Source organism: Massilia agri (genome assembly GCF_024753255.1).
In the GTDB taxonomy this organism is placed as follows: domain Bacteria; phylum Pseudomonadota; class Gammaproteobacteria; order Burkholderiales; family Burkholderiaceae_D; genus Telluria; species Telluria agri.
In genome coordinates, this window is record NZ_JANUHA010000007.1 from 208,003 (window position 1) to 223,699 (window position 15,697).

Below are 15,697 nucleotides of genomic sequence, written 5' to 3' on the forward strand. Positions count from 1 at the left end.
CCTTCAAGCACGGAGCACCGATGAGCCAGACAAGCCTGGACCCGCAGTACAGGAAAATCGCCGGACAGCTGATGATGATCCGCTTCCCCGGCACCGAACTCGATGCCGCAACGGGCGCTTTCCTGCGCGAGAACAGCATCGGCGGCGTCTGCCTCTTCAGAGGCAATATGCGCGACGCCGAACAGGTCCGCGCGCTCACGGCCGCCCTGCGCGACGCAATGGGGCCCGAGGCCCTGATCGCGATCGACCAGGAAGGCGGCGCCGTGGTGCGCTCGACCTGGCTGCCGCCGCCGCCCGCGGCGATGGGACTGGGCGCCGCCGGCGACCTGGAGCTCGCGCGCCAGACCGGCGCGGCCGTCGCGCGCGCGGTCAGGTCGCTCGGCTTCAACTGGAACTTCGCACCGGTGCTCGACCTGAACACCAATCCCGTCAATCCCGTGATCGCCGAACGCTCCTTCGGCGCCGAGCCCGTACGCGCGACCGAACTGGCCCTGGCCTGGATGGAAGGCAGCCAGGCGCAGGGCGTGGCCTGCTGCGTCAAGCACTTCCCGGGCCACGGCGACACCCATGTCGACTCGCACCGCGAGCTGCCCGTCGTGGACAAGCCGCTGGCAGAACTGGAACGCTTCGAGTTCCTCCCTTTCCGCATGGCCGCGCCCCACGCGCCCGCCATCATGAGCGCCCACATCGTCTACCCCAGCCTCGATCCCGACTATCCCGCCACCATGTCCCGTCCCATCCTCGGCGGCCTGCTGCGCGAGGCCTGGGACTACCGCGGCGTCATCATCACCGACGGCATGGACATGCATGCGATCGCCGGGCGCTACGGCGCCGGCCAGGCGGCGGTGCAGGCGCTCCAGGCGGGGGCCGACATGGTGATGGCGCTCGGCACCCGCGAGACCCAGGAAGAGACGCTGGCCGCGATCGCGCATGCCCTCGCTTCCAGCGCCGTTCCGCCTAGGGAAGCGGCGCAGCGGCGCGCCAGGCTGACCGCGCTCGCCGCGCGCTATCCCTGCCTCCAGGCGCCCTACGACGAGGAAGCCGCCGACCGGCAGCGCATGGTCGAGGGCTGGCGCCGCGGCCTCACCGCCTATCGCGCACCACGACGCCCGCCACCGGGCGCCCCGCTGCGCTTGGTCGCGCGCCGCGACGTGGTGAGCGATGGCGTGTCGGAGGCGGGCGTGCCGGCCGACGTGATCGCCGCCTGCCTGAGCGGACTGGGCGCGCTCGATCTGGTGACCTTCGTCGACGAGGACGGCTTCGACTGGGATGCGCTGCCGGACGACGGCAGCTACACCATCCTCGCCTCCACCTCGCGCCTGCGCTATGGAGAGCATGCACGGCGCAACTGGCGGCCGGACCTGCACCTGGCCCTGTGGAACCCCTATCACGCGCTGGACATCGACGCGCCGGCCCTGATCACCTACGGCTTCGCGATGCCGGCCCTCGAGGCGGTCCGGGACTGGCTGGACGGCCGCCTCGATGCAGAGGGCGTCATTCCCGTTCCGGGATTCGCCCCCTGAACGACGCCCTTACTTCAGGCCAAAGGCGCGGGCATACTCGCCCGCCGCCACATCGAGTCCGCTGCACACGGGGCTGGCCGCGGTCACGGGTTCGGTGCACGGCGTATCGCGGTCGAGCGACCAGTAGTGCAGGCCGGCCAGCCCCATGCGCTCGGCCGCTTCCGTCATCACGCGCGCGTCCTCGATCGTGGTCTGGTTGTCCGGCCTGTCGTTCTCGCCGATCATGGCCGTGATCGCGAGCTGCGACAGCGGCACCTTGTAGCGTTCGTTCACATTGCGCACCGCCTGGATCGCCGAGCGCCCCATGTCGCACTTGCCGCTATCGCCCACCACGCAGTTGGCGGGCTTGCCGGTGTCGTGGTTCATCACCATCAGGTTGATGACGTAGTCCTCGATGCCGCTCTTGCGCAGCTGGCGCAGCACCATCTGCCCGGTCTCGTTGAGGCTGCGGCGGCTGCCGTCCGAGGCGGCGACGGTCGCGATGGTGAAGCTGTAGCGCAGCTTCGGATGCTTCTGCTGGGCGTAGCGCACCTGCTTGAGCAGGCTCGCCACCTGCTTCTCGGTCTGCCCGGTCTCGATGTCGAAGTCGAAACCGGCCAGCATCGGCGACATATAGCGCGCCACGAAGCGGTCCATGCCGGCGCGCGTGGTGCAGGTGAAGATGCCTTCGGCGCCGCCGGTCGAGATCACATAGGGCACGCCCGCCTTCACGAAGGCCGGAACATTGGCCCGCATGAGCGCGTCCGCATCCGGCCTGCCCCAGGTCTCCTTGCCGCATTCGCCGGTCGCGAAGGCCAGCGAAACGGTCGCGTTGCCGTACATGGCTTTGCCATCGTTGACGTAGGGCGCGCGCACGCCACCATGTGCGGCGGCGAGCACCAGGTCCTCGCCCAGGTGCTGGGGCACGTGCTTGTAGGGCCCGCGCATCAGGGGCGCCGCCTGGACGCTGGTCGCAAGCGCCAGCAGGATGCAAACAGCTTTCAGCTTCATCGTCATTCCTCATGCATGCCGGCGCCACATAGAGCGGTCCGGCGGGTTAGCGCCCCTGCGGGCGTCGGATCGGAACATGGCCGCATTTCGCGAATGCGGCGTGCATGTTTTTTGGTATGATCATCAGCTGCCCAAGCAAGAATTTACCTAAGGAAACATCTGATGAGTCCGCTCCTGGGGATCATGCAAACCGTCGCCGCGGGCGGAAACCTGCCTCTTTACCAGCAGCTCGAGATCGCGCTGCGGCAGGCGATCGAGCAGCACCTCTTCGGCCCCAATCGGGCCTTGCCGGCCGAGCGGCAGCTGGCCACCGAGCTGGGCATCTCGCGCATTACCGTGCGCAAGGCCATCGACGGCCTGGTGGCGGACGGGATCCTGGCGCGTACGCCGGGCTCCGGCACCTATATCAATGTGCATCCGCGGGTCGAAAAGAACTTCGCCAAGCTGACCTCGTTTTCGGAAGACATCCGCGCGCGCGGACAGGTCCCGAGCAGCCGCTGGCTCAAGCGCCAGGAAGGTTCGGTCACGCCGGAAGAAGCGCTGCGCTTCCGCCTTTCGCCCGGCGCGCCCGTCTACCGTTTCAATCGCATCCGCTGCGCCGACGGCATCCCCATGTGCATCGAATACGCGACCCTGGTCAAGAGCGCCCTGGCCAGCATCGACGACGTCGACGCCTCGATGTACGAGGCGCTCGGCAAGACCGGCCACCGGCCGGTGCGCGCCCTGCAGCGCCTGTCCGCGATCGTCCTGAACCAGGAACAGGCCGAGCTGCTGGAATCCAAACCCGGCGCGGCGGGCCTGTGCGTGGAGCGGCTCGGTTTTCTCGCGGACGGGCGCGCCGTCGAGTTCTGCCGCTCCTTCTTCCGCGGCGACATGTACGACTTCGTCGCCGAACTCAACGCGCTGTAGATCGCGGCGCGGCTTCACGCGGCCCTTGCCTGCTCGCCGGCCGCGCGGTCGTACTCGCGCAAGACCTCCATGTGATTGCGGAAATTCAGCGTGCAGCGGCGCAGGAATTCCTGCATCTCGCGCGCCTGCTGCTGGTAGGCCGGATTGGCCTGCGCGGGCGTCGGCGGCGGGAACACGCCCATGCCGGCCAGCAGCGCATACCATGAGCCGATCGGGTAGTACTTGTCGAGGCCCTGGCGCGTGATCTCGGCGGCCAGGTCCCTGCCCCCGAGCCAGGTGTCGAAGACCTGGCGCAGCGAATCCGATACCGCGCCGGGGTCCCTGGCACGGTCGCGCCAGTAGGCGGTATCGGGGCGGCTGTTGGTCTTGTAGTGGGCGACGATGTAGTCGCGGTGCCCGTCGAAGTAGCCGTTCACCTCGCGGTTGTAGGCCTGGCGCGCGCGCTCGCCGTAGTCGCCCGCTGTAAGAATAGCCGCGAAGATCGCCGCCGCCGTCTGGGTCAGGAACAGCGCGGTCGCTTCCAGCGGCTCGAGGAATCCCTGCGACAGGCCGATCGCTACGCAGTTGCGGTTCCAATGCTGCTCCACCCGCCCCACCTTCATCGCCAGGTGGCGCGCCGGCACATCCGACTCCAGCAGGCCCAGTCGTTCGCGCAGCTCGTATTCCGCCTGGTCGGCGCTGCAGTATGCCTTGCTGTAGACGTAGCCGTTGCCGTAGCGCGTAGTGAGCGGAATCTGCCACGCCCAGCCGTGCTTCAGGGCCGTGGACACCGTATGCGGCGCAATCTCGCCGTCGTGCGGGGTCGGCATGGCCACGGCCGCATCGTTGGCCAGGTCATTGGCATAGCTGTGGAAGGGTGTTTTCAGGGCCTTGTCGATGAGCAGGCCCGTAAAGCCCGAGCAGTCGATGAACAGGTCGGCCGCGAACTCCTCCCCTTCTTGCGAGCGCACGCTGGCGATGTCGCCACGCGCATCGAGGTTCGACGCGACGATGTGGCACTGGCGGTGGCGCACGCCGCGCTCCAGCGCCTTCTTGCGCAGGAAGCGCGCCAGCAGGGTGGCGTCGAAATGGAAGCCGTAGTTCACCGTGAAGGGGAAGTGCTCGGGGGTGACCGGGGCCAGCTTGTTCCTGACCAGATGCGCGGACAGGAAGTAGTCGTTCGGCCAGCCTGGTGCATCCACGCCGCGCAGGCGGGAGTGAACATTGTTCATGAAGACCGGCTGGGTGAGGTTGTCCACCATGGTCGAGAACTGGTGGAAGTAACTGGTGAATCCGGGCCGTGTCGACCAGCCGTCGAACGTGATGCCGCATTTGTAGGTCGCGTGGCAGGCCGGCATCCACTCGGATTCCGCGATGCGCAGCGTGTCGAAGAAGCGCTTGAGGGCGTGGGTCGAGCCTTCGCCGACGCCGATGGTCCCGACGACGGGCGACTCCAGCAGGGTGATGCCCACGCCCTGCATGGCGGTCGACTGCGCCAGGGTATCGGCCAGGATCAGGGCGCTCATCCAGCCCGCTGTTCCTCCGCCGACGATCACGATCTGCTTGATTTCCGAAGCGCTTTTCATGGTGCGGCACTCCCAAAGTTATAGTCAAGCCCCGTAGGGTGGGCCTGGGCGGCCCCGCGGTCCTCCGCCCACGCGTTCAACTCACGCGTGCACCGTGGCGACGCCTGCTCTTGCTGAACGCATGGGCAAAGGATTGCCCACCCTACGAACCCATTAACCCGACAACATCGGACTCAGAGCTTGCCGTTCAGGGTCAGGAACCACTGCCGGCCGTTGCGGTAGATCGATCCCGGCAGGTCCTGCGCGCCCGGGTTCTTGACGATCGAACGGTGCGTCGGGTTGTTCAGGTCCTTGCCGTCCAGGGACAGGCTGAGGTTCTCGCTGATCCGGTAGGAGAAGGTCGCCGACAGCGTGCCCACGGAATCCTGGAACTGGGCCGTGTTGCGGCTGAAGCCGTTCAGGAAGCCCGAGCGCCAGCTGTAGTTCACCCGCGCGCTGAACTGGTCGTTCTCGAAGTAGGCGCCGACGTTGGCCGCATTCTTCGACGCGCCGATCATCGTGCAGTCCGCATACTGTACGGCGCCGCAGGCCGAACCCGGCTTGCGTCCGGTCTCTTCGGCATCGGTGTAGGTGTAGTTCACGTTGTAGCCGAAGCCGAGCGGCAGGGTCTGGATATAGTTCAGCTCCACGCCCTTGACCTTGGCCGTCGAGTTGATCGGCGAACTGGTCTGGTACTCGGTATTGGCCTGGGCCTGCTGGTTGTAGTAGATGCCCGAGCTGGCGCCGTAGGAGACATAGCCGTCGATGTCGGCGTAGAACACGTTCGCGGCCAGCAGCGAGCGCGGTGCGAAGTACCAGTCGACGCCGACGTCGAAGTTGTCCGAGGTGATCGGCGCCAGGATCGGGTTGCCGGTGGTGCCGGTGCGCTGCTGGTCGCGCAGGTCGATGCCGGCCATGGCGCCCAGTTCCGGACGCGCCAGGGTACGCGAGAGGCCCGAACGCAGGACCATGTCGCGCGAGATCTCGTAGCGGATGTTCAGGCTGGGCAGCACGTCCTTGTAGGTGTTCTCGTACTTGCGCGGTTCAAACGTGCCCGAAGGACCCATCTCGTACTTCAGCACGTCCTCCTTGGTGCGGGCGTAACGCACGCCGACATTGCCGGACAGGCCGGCGCCGTTGCCGAAGTCGGCCTGCACATAGGCCGAGGCGGTCGGCTCCTTGATGTCGAATTCGGCCTGGCGGCGACGCACCAGGAAGCCGGTGTACTTGCGCACCCAGTCGTTCACGCTCGCCTGGCTGAAGGTCCAGTAGTTCGAGCCGATCCCGGCCACGTCCTTGAGATGCTCGGGGAAGGTGGTCAGGCCGTACAGGGGCAGGTTCTTCGGATCGGTCAGTCCCGGCAGCGGGCCGTTGTCGATCACCGAGAGGCTGCGTTCGTGCCTGGCACCGCGCACGCCGAACTTGACGGTGCGGAAGAAGGAGTGGTCCAGGCTGCGCTCGAGGTCGAGCTGGGCATAGGTCTCCTCGTCCTTCGAGGTGACGTGGGAACCGAAGGTCCCCGGCACGCCGCCGTAGCCGCCGCCGATGGCGTGCTGGGCGCTGCCGGCGGTCACGTAGTTGATCGCCTTGTCCGGGCCATTGAGGGTGTAGCTGATGGCGCCGAAGGGAATCGGGTTGCTCAGGGCCCCGCTCTCGGTATTGCCCTTGCCCTTGGTGGTGCCGACCTTGCCGCTGACGGTCCACAGCTCGTTGATGCGGTACTTGCCGTCGAGGTTGACGAACTGCGACTGGCTCTCGGCGACCGGACGCGCGAAGATCTCCTGGATCGAGCCCGACATCTCGGCGCACACGGTGCAGTTGGCCGGTACGGTGGCCGACACCGAGGTGATCACGCCATTGCTGACGGTGCCCGTGATGTTCGACGCGGGGAAGGATGGCGCGGCCCAGGCATTGCCCAGGAAGCGGCCCATGGTCTGCATGAAGTTATGGTTGACGTTCGGCGCGTCCATCTTCGAATGGAAGACCGTCAGGTCGAGGTTCAGGTCCTTGTTCGGGCGGATCTGCAGGTCGACCAGGCCGCCGGTGCGGGTGCGCTCCTGCTCGAACCAGGCGGTGCCGCCCAGGTAGTTGACGATCGCGCCGACCGAGCCGGGGATCGCGTTCGCGATCGGCGAGCCGGCTTCGACCTTGTCCCACCAGATCGAGTTTTCCTGGGCCACGCGGCTCAGGTGGCGCTTCTGGTGGAAAGCCTGGAACAGCACGCCGACGGTGGCCGCATCGTTGCGCCAGGCGACCATGCCGCTCAGCTGCGGGTCGGTCTTCTTGGCGTACTCGGAATGCATGGCGCCGACGCTGGCCTGGGCCGTGATGGTCTGCTTGCGCAGCAGGTCGAGGGGCTTGCGGGTCTCGATGTCGATCAGGCCCATGGCGCCGCCGTCGATCAGGCTGGCCTGCGAACCCTTGTAGACCGTCACGCGGCCGATCAGCTCGGACGGGAACAGGGTGAAGCTGACGCTGCGGCCGCCGGCGATGATGTTGTCCGAGAACCAGTCGCCGCTCGAGACCGAGTGGCCATTCAGGGTGGTCAGGGTCAGGGACGACGGAGTACCGCGCAGGGCCACGCGGTCGTTCTCGCCGAAGCTGCCTTCCGAGCCGCCGGCCGCGGCCACGCTCACGCCCGACAGGCGCTGCAGCGAGTCGGCGACGTTCTTGTCGGCCAGCTTGCCCACGTCTTCGGCGGTGATCACTTCAACATAGGAGTCGGCATTGCGGCGCTGGTTGATCGACTCCTGGACGGACGCCCGGATGCCCTGCACCACCACCGTGGTCGGTGCGTCGGTAGTGTCCTGCTGGGCGTTGGCGTTCAGGCTCAGCACCATCAGCGCCGCTGCGGCCGCGAATGGAGTGAGGTTGATTGTTTTTGTTTCACGCTGCATGTGAGTCCCCTAAAAATGGATTGGCCGTCCACTAAACAGCCAGTTTGTCGAACCTGCTCCTTGCGCCTCTACAGAAAACCAGTGTGTGACCAATATACAACTCTTCTAATACCAAATCACTACCAATTTTCATAGGCATATGCGTTTTTGGTATGGACTGGTAGAGCTAGGCAAGCATGGGTGGGCAAGTGGTATCAGGGGAAATGCAGGCTCAGCAGTGCTTGGCTATTCGGCAAGCCGGGAAGACCACATGCAAAGTGGTATTAGCTAAACAGGATGGAAAGCGGCGCTAAACAATGTCGCAAAATGGAAACATTGCTGTGCTAGGCGCATGCTGGGGAGAGTCGGACCAGGGAGAGGCCCGGGAAGGATGCGAGGGCCGGAGCCCTCGCGGATGCAGGGTTGACTAGCCCAGGTCGCGGCCGCCGAAGGCGTTCGGCAGCTGCTCGGCAGCCGTGGTCTCGAACACGTCGCCTTTCAGATTGGTCAAGACCACCGGCAGCGCATTGCCGCCCAGTTCCAGGATCACCTGGCGGCAGGCGCCGCAGGGTGCGATCGGGCCGTCGGTCTGGCCGATCACGGCCAGCGCCGCGAAGTCGCCCGGCTTGTAGCCTGCGGCGATGGCGCTGAAGAAGGCGGTGCGCTCGGCGCAGTTGCACAGGCCGTAGGAGGCGTTTTCCACGTTACAGCCGCGGAAGATACGTCCATCCTTGCATTCCAGGGCGGCGCCGACCTGGAACTTCGAGTACGGCGTATAGGCCAGTTCGCGCGCGGCGCGGGCTTCGTCGATGAGTTTCGCGTATTTCATGATCAAGGACGGATGGTCTTGTAGATCATCGGCTCGGCCGCGGGCATCGAAGCACCGATCCGGTAGGCGGCCTGCACCTGGCGCACTGCCTGCTCGGCAGCCTCCTGGGTACGCGCATGGACCATGGCCAGCGGCTGGCCGACGGCGATGCTGTCGCCCAGTTCCACCAAACCGGTGAGACCGACGGCGAAGTCGATTGTGTCCTGCGGACGCACGCGGCCGCCGCCCAGCGCCACGACGGCCAGGCCCAGGCCGCGGGTGTCGACCGAGGTGGCAAAGCCGGCCTGCAGCGCCGGCGCCGGTACGATGACCGGTGCGGTTTCCAGGTGCGCATCCGGCTTGTCCATCAGGTCGGCCGGGCCGCCCAGCGCGGTCACCATGCGTGCGAAACGCTCGGCCGCTTCGCCGGAATCGAGCGCTGCCTGCAGCCTGGCGCGCGCTTCTTCGTCGCTCGCGACGATGCCGGAGATGACCAGCATCTCCGCGCACAGCGCCATCGTCACTTCATGCAGGCGCGCCGGGCGCGATTTGCCGGTCAGGTAGTCGATCGCGACGCGCACTTCGACGGCATTGCCGGCGGCGTGGCAGAGCGACTCGTTCATGCCGGTCAGGATGGCCGAGGTGCGGGTGCCGGCGCCATTGCCCACCTGGACGATGCTCTCGGCCAGCTCCACCGATTTCTCGTAGCTCGGCATGAAGGCGCCGCTGCCGACCTTCACGTCCATCACGAGCGCGTCCAGGCCGGCGGCCAGCTTCTTGGAGAGGATCGAGCCGGTGATCATGGCCACCGATTCCACGGTCGCCGTGGTGTCGCGGATGCTGTAGAAACGCTTGTCGGCCGGCGCCAGCTGGGCGGTCTGGCCGATGATGGCCACGCCGACATCCTTGACGACCTGGCGGAATTTTTCCGGTTCCGGCACGGTGCTGTAGCCGGGGATCGAGTCGAACTTGTCGAGGGTGCCGCCGGTGTGACCCAGGCCGCGGCCCGAGATCATCGGCACGAAGCCGCCGCAGGCCGCGATCATGGGTCCGAGCATCAGCGAGACCACGTCGCCGACGCCGCCGGTCGAGTGCTTGTCGACCACGGGGCCCGGCAGGTCCAGCGACTTCCACTCCAAGACCTGCCCCGAATCGCGCATCGCCAGCGTGAAGGCGACGCGCTCAATCATGGTCATGTCGTTGAAGTAGACAGCCATCGCGAGCGCCGCGATCTGGCCTTCGGTGGTGCTGCCATCCGGGATGCCGCGCACGAAGAACTGGATCTCTTCGGCGCTCAGGACGCCGCCGTCACGCTTTTTGCGGACGATTTCTTGGGGGAGGAACATACAAAACCCTTTTTCTATAACGTAGGGTGGGCGGCTTCGCCGCCCGCGCGTTCAACCATCCCATGAACAGCCACTCAGCAGGCCGGGGATACGTGGTTTGAACGCGCGGGCGGGAGACCCGCCCACCCTACAACTGCGTCCATCGACGCAAACAATGCTTTAGACGCCGTACGGAATCCAGACGTTCTTGACCTGGCTCGCGTGCTGCAGCACGGTGCGGCCGCAAGCCTGCTTCGCATCGAACCAGTCACGGCCCTTGGCGCCGCCGACCCAGGTGCGCTTGAGCGAATCGCTCGATAAACGTTCCACTTCCGCGCAACCCTCGGCAGAACCATCGTGACGCCACACCGCATCCACGTCCGCGTGCGACGCCAGCGTACGGGCCAGTTCCGATGCCGAACCGGTGACGATGTTCAGCGCGCCGCCCGGCAGGTCCGAGGTATCCAGCACCTGGTACAGGTCGGTGGCCGACAGCGGATGCGCTTCCGACGGCACCGCCACCACGCGGTTGCCCAGGGCCAGTGCCGGAGCCACCAGCGAGATGAAGCCCAGCAGCGGGTTCTCGTTCGGGCAGACGATGCCGATCACGCCGACCGGTTCGTTCAGCGCCACGGTGATGCCGTGCATCGGCGGCTGGTGGGCCGCGCCGTCGTACTTGTCGCACCATGCTGCCCAGTAGAACAGGCGCTCGATCGAGGCCTGGACTTCGCGGGCGGCATCCTTGGCGCCGGTCTGGGCGGCGATGCGCTGGGCGAATTCGTCGGCGCGGATCGCCAGGTTCTCGGCGATGTAGTACAGGACTTGCGCGCGGTTGTGCGCGGTGGCCTTGGACCAGCCCGAGGCCTTGTGGGCCGCTTCCACGGCATTGCGGATGTCCTTGCGGTTGCCCTCGCCGACGTCGGCCAGGAAGGCGCCATTGGCGCCGCTGATCGCGCGGCTGTAGGCGCCGTCCGGGCGCGCCTGCTTGCCGCCGATGTAGAGCTTGGCCGTGCGGTCGATGGCGAAGGGACTGCCCTCTTCCGATACCTTCACGCGGCCTTTTTCCGGCGCCACGGGCGCCGCAGGACGCGCATCTTCCGACAGCGGCGTCAGGTACTCGTACATGCCTTCCTTGCCGCCTTCGCGGCCGAAGCCCGATTCCTTGTAGCCGCCGAAGCCGCAGGCCGCGTCGAACTGGTTGGCGGTATTGATCCACACCACGCCGGCCTTGATCTGCGGCGCCACATCCAGCGCCAGCGAGATCGATTCCGACCACACGCAGGCGGCCAGGCCGTAGACGGTGTTATTCGCCAGCTGCACGGCCTCCGACGGGGTGCGGAAGCTCATCGCCACCAGCACCGGGCCGAAGATCTCGGCCTGCGCGACGGCGGCCGACGTCGATGCGCCCGTGATCAGGGTCGGCAGGTACCAGGAGCCGGCGGAAGGTAGCCCGCAGGCCGGCTGCCACACTTCGCAGCCTTCAGCACGGGCCGATTCCACCAGGCCGTGAATGCGCTGCTGCTGGATCGGGTCGACCAGCGCGCCGATGTCGTTCGACTTGTCGAGCGGCGAACCGACGCGCAGGTTCTGCATGCGCGCCTTCACCTTGCCGATGAAGCGATCGTAGACCGATTCCTGCACCAGCAAGCGCGAACCGGCGCAGCAGACCTGGCCCTGGTTGAACCAGATCGAATCGACCAGGCCTTCGACGGCCGCGTCGAGATCGGCGTCGTCGAACACGATGAAGGGCGACTTGCCGCCCAGTTCCAGCGACAGCTTCTTGCCCGTGCCGGCGGTGGCTTTACGGATGATGCGGCCGACTTCGGTCGAACCGGTGAAGGCCAGCTTGTCGATGCCGGGGTGATTCACGATGGCTTCGCCCACGGCGCCGTCGCCGGTGACGATGTTGACCACGCCCGCCGGCACGCCGGCCTGCTGGCAGATCTCGGCGAACAGCAGCGCGCTCAAGGGAGTGAACTCGGCCGGCTTGAACACGACCGTGTTACCGGCGGCCAGCGCAGGCGCGATCTTCCATGCCAGCATGAGCAGCGGGAAGTTCCACGGCACGATCTGGCCGACCACGCCCACGGCGCGGTAGTCCGCGAATTCTTCCGCCTGCAGCGCGGCCCAGCCGGCGTGGTGGTAGAAGTGACGTGCGGCCAGCGGCAGGTCGGCGTCGCGGGTTTCGCGGATGGTCTTGCCGTTGTCCAGGGTCTCAAGCACCGCGAACAGGCGCGCATGCTTTTGCAGCAGGCGCGCCAGCGAATACATGACGCGTGCGCGGCCTTGCCCGCCCAGCGCCACCCAGCCCGGCTGGGCGCGGCGCGCGGCCTGCACGGCGCGCTCGACATCGTCACCGGTGGCTTGCGTCACCTGGGCCAACTCGCTGCCGTCGGCAGGATTGCTGGTGGCGAAGGTCGTCGCGGCCTCGCTCCACGCGCCATCGATGAACAAACCAAAACGGCGCCCATGCTGGTCCAGCCACGCGTTCGCTTCCTTGGTGCTTTCTGGTGCGGGACCGTAATCCATAGTCTGAAGAATCTCTTTAATAGTTGGCATGACGAATCCGTTGCTGTTTATGGTTGCGCGTGGCGATGGGCGGCCGAGTAGTTGCCGGTCACGTAGTGCTCGAGCTGGCGTTCGATGTCGGTCATCAGGCTCGAGGCGCCGATGCGGAACAGGTGCGGCTGCAGCCAGTCGTTGCCGAGTTCTTCCTTCATGACGGTCAGGTACTGCAGCGCGGCCTTGGCGGTGGACACGCCACCGGCCGGCTTGTAGCCGACCTGGAAGCCGGTCTGCTCGTAGTAATCGCGGATCGCGCGGACCATCACCAGCGACACGGGAATCGTCGCGTTGACGCCTTCCTTGCCGGTCGAGGTCTTGATGAAATCGGCGCCGGCCATCATGCAGACCATCGAGGCCTTGGCCACGTTGTCCAGGGTGACGATGTCGCCGGTGGCGAGGATCGCCTTCACGTGCGCTTCGCCGCAGGCCTGGCGGTAGGCGACCATTTCGTCGTACAGGGCCTGCCAGTTGCCGGTCAGGACGTGCTGGCGGGTGATCACGATGTCGATCTCGGTCGCGCCGGCGGCCACCGACAGCTCGATCTCGCGCAGCTTGGTCTCCAGGCTCGACAGGCCGGCCGGGAAGGCGGTCGACACCGCGGCGATCGGCAGGCGGCCCTGCAGGACCTTGACGGCCGGCTGGATCATCTCGTGGTAGACGCAGACGGCGCCGGTGGTGAGCGACTCCAGGCCCAGTGCCTGCATCAGGTCCGCGCGCAGCGGGCGCATGGCCTTCATGCACAGGCGCTCGACGCGGCCCGGGGTGTCGTCGCCGCCCAGGGTGGTCAGGTCCATGCACTCGACGGCGCGGACCAGCCAGGCGGCCTGGTATTCCTTCTTGACGGTGCGGCGGTTCGCCAGGCTGGCGGCGCGGCGGTCGGCCGCGTTGCGGTTCACCTTGACGTGCTTGACCAGGCCGAGGTCGAGGCCGACGGCGGTATTACGTTTGAAATCCAGGGGCTGGGTCATAGCAGTGCGGTTCCGTTCGAAAGTGGTTTGACGCCAAGGTGCTTGGCGAGCGTGGCGCCGATGTCGGAGAAGGTGGAGGCGGTCGGCAGTTCCTGCGCGGCGACGTTCGGGCCGAAGAAGATCATCGGGATGTGCTCGCGGGTGTGGTCGGAGCCCGGCGCGGTCGGGTCGCAGCCGTGGTCGGCGGTGATGACGACCAAGTCGCCGTCCTTCAGCTTGGCCATGAATTCCGGCAGGCGCGCGTCCAATTCGTGCAGCGCGTTCGAATAGCCGGCGACGTCGCGGCGGTGGCCGAAGTGCATGTCGAAGTCGACGAAGTTGACGAAGGTGAGCGACTTCGAAGGCGCGGTATCGGCCACTTCGACCAGGCGGTCGAACAGGGCCATATTGTCCGGGCCCTTGATCAGCTGGGTCACGCCCTGGGCCGCGAAGATGTCGCTGATTTTACCCAGTGCGATGACTTCGCCGCCCTCGTTCTTCACGTGGTCCAGCAGGGTCGGCGCGGTTGGAGGCACGGCGTAGTCGTGGCGGTTGCTCGTCCTCTTGTACTTGCCGTTCTCGCCCAGGAAGGGGCGCGCGATCACGCGGCCGATGTTGTAGGGCTTGACCAGTTCATAGGCCGCTTCGCAGACGGCGTACAGGCGCTCCAGGCCGAAGTGCTCTTCGTGCGCGGCGATCTGCAGCACCGAGTCGGCCGAGGTGTAGAGGATCGGTTTGCCGCTCGCGACGTGTTCGTCGCCCAGCTCGTCGATGATGGTGGTGCCCGAGGCGTGGCAGTTGCCCAGCCAGCCCGGCACCTTGGTGATCTCTTGCAGCTTGTCGGTCAGCTCTTTCGGGAAGGACGGCACGGTCTTCGGGAAGTAGCCCCAGTCGAACAGCACCGGCACGCCGGCGATCTCCCAGTGGCCGCTCTGCGTGTCCTTGCCGGTCGACTGCTCGCGTGCGACGCCCCATGCGCCGGCAAAGCCGTCGCGAAGCGTGAAACCCGGCGCCCACTCGCCGCTCGCCTTGTGCGCGGCGGCGGCCAGGCCCAGGCGTTCCAGGTTGGGCAGCGACATCGGCTTGCCCTCTTTCGCGGCCCACTCGGCGATGTGGCCGAAGGTGTTGGCGCCCGCATCGCCGTATTTGTCGGCGTCGGGCAGCGCGCCCAGGCCGAAGGAGTCCAGCAGGAGGATGAATGCGCGTGACATGGTCTCTACCTCGCGTGTCTTAAACCGCCGCCTCTGCGCGCGGGATCGCGCCCAGGCGCTCGATGAAGGAATGGATCAGGGTGACCAGGTCCTTGGCGGCGACGGCCGCGTACTTCAGGGTCTGTTCGTGCGACAGCGGGAACGGGGTCAGGCCTTCGGCCAGGTTGGTGATGGCCGAGACGCCGGCGACCTTCAGGCCGCAGTGGCGCGCGGCGATCACTTCCGGCACCACCGACATGCCGACCACGTCGGCGCCCAGCGCCTTGAAGGCGCGGATTTCGGCGGCGGTTTCGAAGTTCGGTCCCGGGCAGGCCAGGTAGACGCCTTCGTTCAGGGTAATACCCTTGCTGGCCGCGGTTTCCTTGATCAGTGCGCGGATGTCGGCATCGTAGGCATTGGCCATGCTGAAGAAGCGCGGGCCGAAGCGCTCGTCGTTCGGGCCGGCCATCGGGCTGCCCGGCAGCAGGTTGATGTGGTCGCTCAGGACCACGACGCTGCCCGCATCCACTTCAGGACGCAGCGAGCCGGCCGCATTAGTCACGAACAGCATCTCGCAGCCGATCAGCTTGAAGGTGCGCACGGCGGAGGTCATCACGCTGGCGCCATAGCCTTCATAGAAGTGGCCGCGGCCCTTCATGCACACCACCGGCACGCCGGAAAGAAGGCCCAGCACCAGCTCGCCCGCGTGGCCGTGCACGGTGCTGATCGGGAAGCCCGGCAGGTCGGCGTAGCTGATCGAGACGGCATCGGTCATCTGCTCGGCCAGCACGCCCAGGCCGGAACCCAGGATGAGGGCGACGCGCGGCGCGAAACCGGGTTTGCGCGCCTTGATGACTTCTGCTGCTTCGAATGGAGTGTTGCTGAACATGATTGTCCTTGTGGTATGCAGTACGGGAGAGATGAGGAGGGGCTGGCACCGATCTTGCTGCTGAGCTTTCTGATGGGCAGCTGTTTCGGCACATGTGAGCCTGAATATTATAACTATGCATGAGGGGCGAT

The 15,697-nt window shown here is 66.4% G+C and carries 11 protein-coding genes; 2 read left to right on the plus strand and 9 right to left on the minus strand.

Going from position 1 to position 15,697, the window contains the following annotated elements:
* The first annotated feature begins 20 nt into the window (after positions 1-20).
* The gene (nagZ, locus tag NX780_RS12490) at positions 21-1,523 is read left to right on the plus strand and encodes a beta-N-acetylhexosaminidase (protein ID WP_258828182.1); all 1,503 of its coding nucleotides are present in this window, start codon (positions 21-23) and stop codon (positions 1,521-1,523) included.
* Between the two features lie 9 nt (positions 1,524-1,532).
* Here nagZ and NX780_RS12495 read toward each other — a convergent pair whose 3' ends face one another.
* Positions 1,533-2,513, minus strand: coding sequence for a glycoside hydrolase family 18 protein (locus NX780_RS12495; protein WP_258828183.1), 981 nt, complete (start codon positions 2,511-2,513; stop codon positions 1,533-1,535).
* A gap of 162 nt (positions 2,514-2,675) precedes the next feature.
* Between NX780_RS12495 and NX780_RS12500 the strand changes: the two genes are divergently transcribed.
* Positions 2,676-3,422 (plus strand): GntR family transcriptional regulator, encoded by a 747-nt coding sequence (locus NX780_RS12500; protein WP_258828184.1) that lies wholly within the window; start codon positions 2,676-2,678, stop codon positions 3,420-3,422.
* 14 nt (positions 3,423-3,436) lie between these two features.
* Here NX780_RS12500 and NX780_RS12505 read toward each other — a convergent pair whose 3' ends face one another.
* The 8 genes from NX780_RS12505 to xapA form a co-directional block, all read right to left on the minus strand.
* Entirely contained in the window at positions 3,437-4,987 is a 1,551-nt protein-coding gene (locus tag NX780_RS12505; protein ID WP_258828185.1) for a tryptophan halogenase family protein, read from the minus strand.
* Between the two features lie 173 nt (positions 4,988-5,160).
* Positions 5,161-7,863: a TonB-dependent receptor gene (locus tag NX780_RS12510; RefSeq protein WP_258828186.1), complete on the minus strand. Its 2,703-nt coding sequence runs from the start codon at positions 7,861-7,863 to the stop codon at positions 5,161-5,163.
* Positions 7,864-8,269: 406 nt separating this feature from the next.
* The gene (locus tag NX780_RS12515; RefSeq protein WP_258828187.1) at positions 8,270-8,671 is read right to left on the minus strand and encodes a cytidine deaminase; all 402 of its coding nucleotides are present in this window, start codon (positions 8,669-8,671) and stop codon (positions 8,270-8,272) included.
* 2 nt (positions 8,672-8,673) lie between these two features.
* Entirely contained in the window at positions 8,674-9,996 is a 1,323-nt protein-coding gene (gene deoA / locus NX780_RS12520; protein WP_258828188.1) for a thymidine phosphorylase, read from the minus strand.
* Positions 9,997-10,155: 159 nt separating this feature from the next.
* Positions 10,156-12,534, minus strand: coding sequence for an aldehyde dehydrogenase family protein (locus tag NX780_RS12525; protein WP_370663608.1), 2,379 nt, complete (start codon positions 12,532-12,534; stop codon positions 10,156-10,158).
* A 17-nt stretch (positions 12,535-12,551) separates the two neighbouring features.
* The gene (deoC, locus tag NX780_RS12530) at positions 12,552-13,508 is read right to left on the minus strand and encodes a deoxyribose-phosphate aldolase (protein WP_258828189.1); all 957 of its coding nucleotides are present in this window, start codon (positions 13,506-13,508) and stop codon (positions 12,552-12,554) included.
* Positions 13,505-14,698, minus strand: a complete 1,194-nt coding sequence (locus NX780_RS12535) for a phosphopentomutase (protein ID WP_258828190.1) — start codon at positions 14,696-14,698, stop codon at positions 13,505-13,507. Before NX780_RS12535 ends, deoC begins: the two co-directional genes overlap by 4 nt.
* Positions 14,699-14,717: 19 nt before the next feature.
* The gene (xapA, locus tag NX780_RS12540; protein WP_258828191.1) at positions 14,718-15,566 is read right to left on the minus strand and encodes a xanthosine phosphorylase; all 849 of its coding nucleotides are present in this window, start codon (positions 15,564-15,566) and stop codon (positions 14,718-14,720) included.
* Positions 15,567-15,697 lie beyond the last annotated feature (131 nt).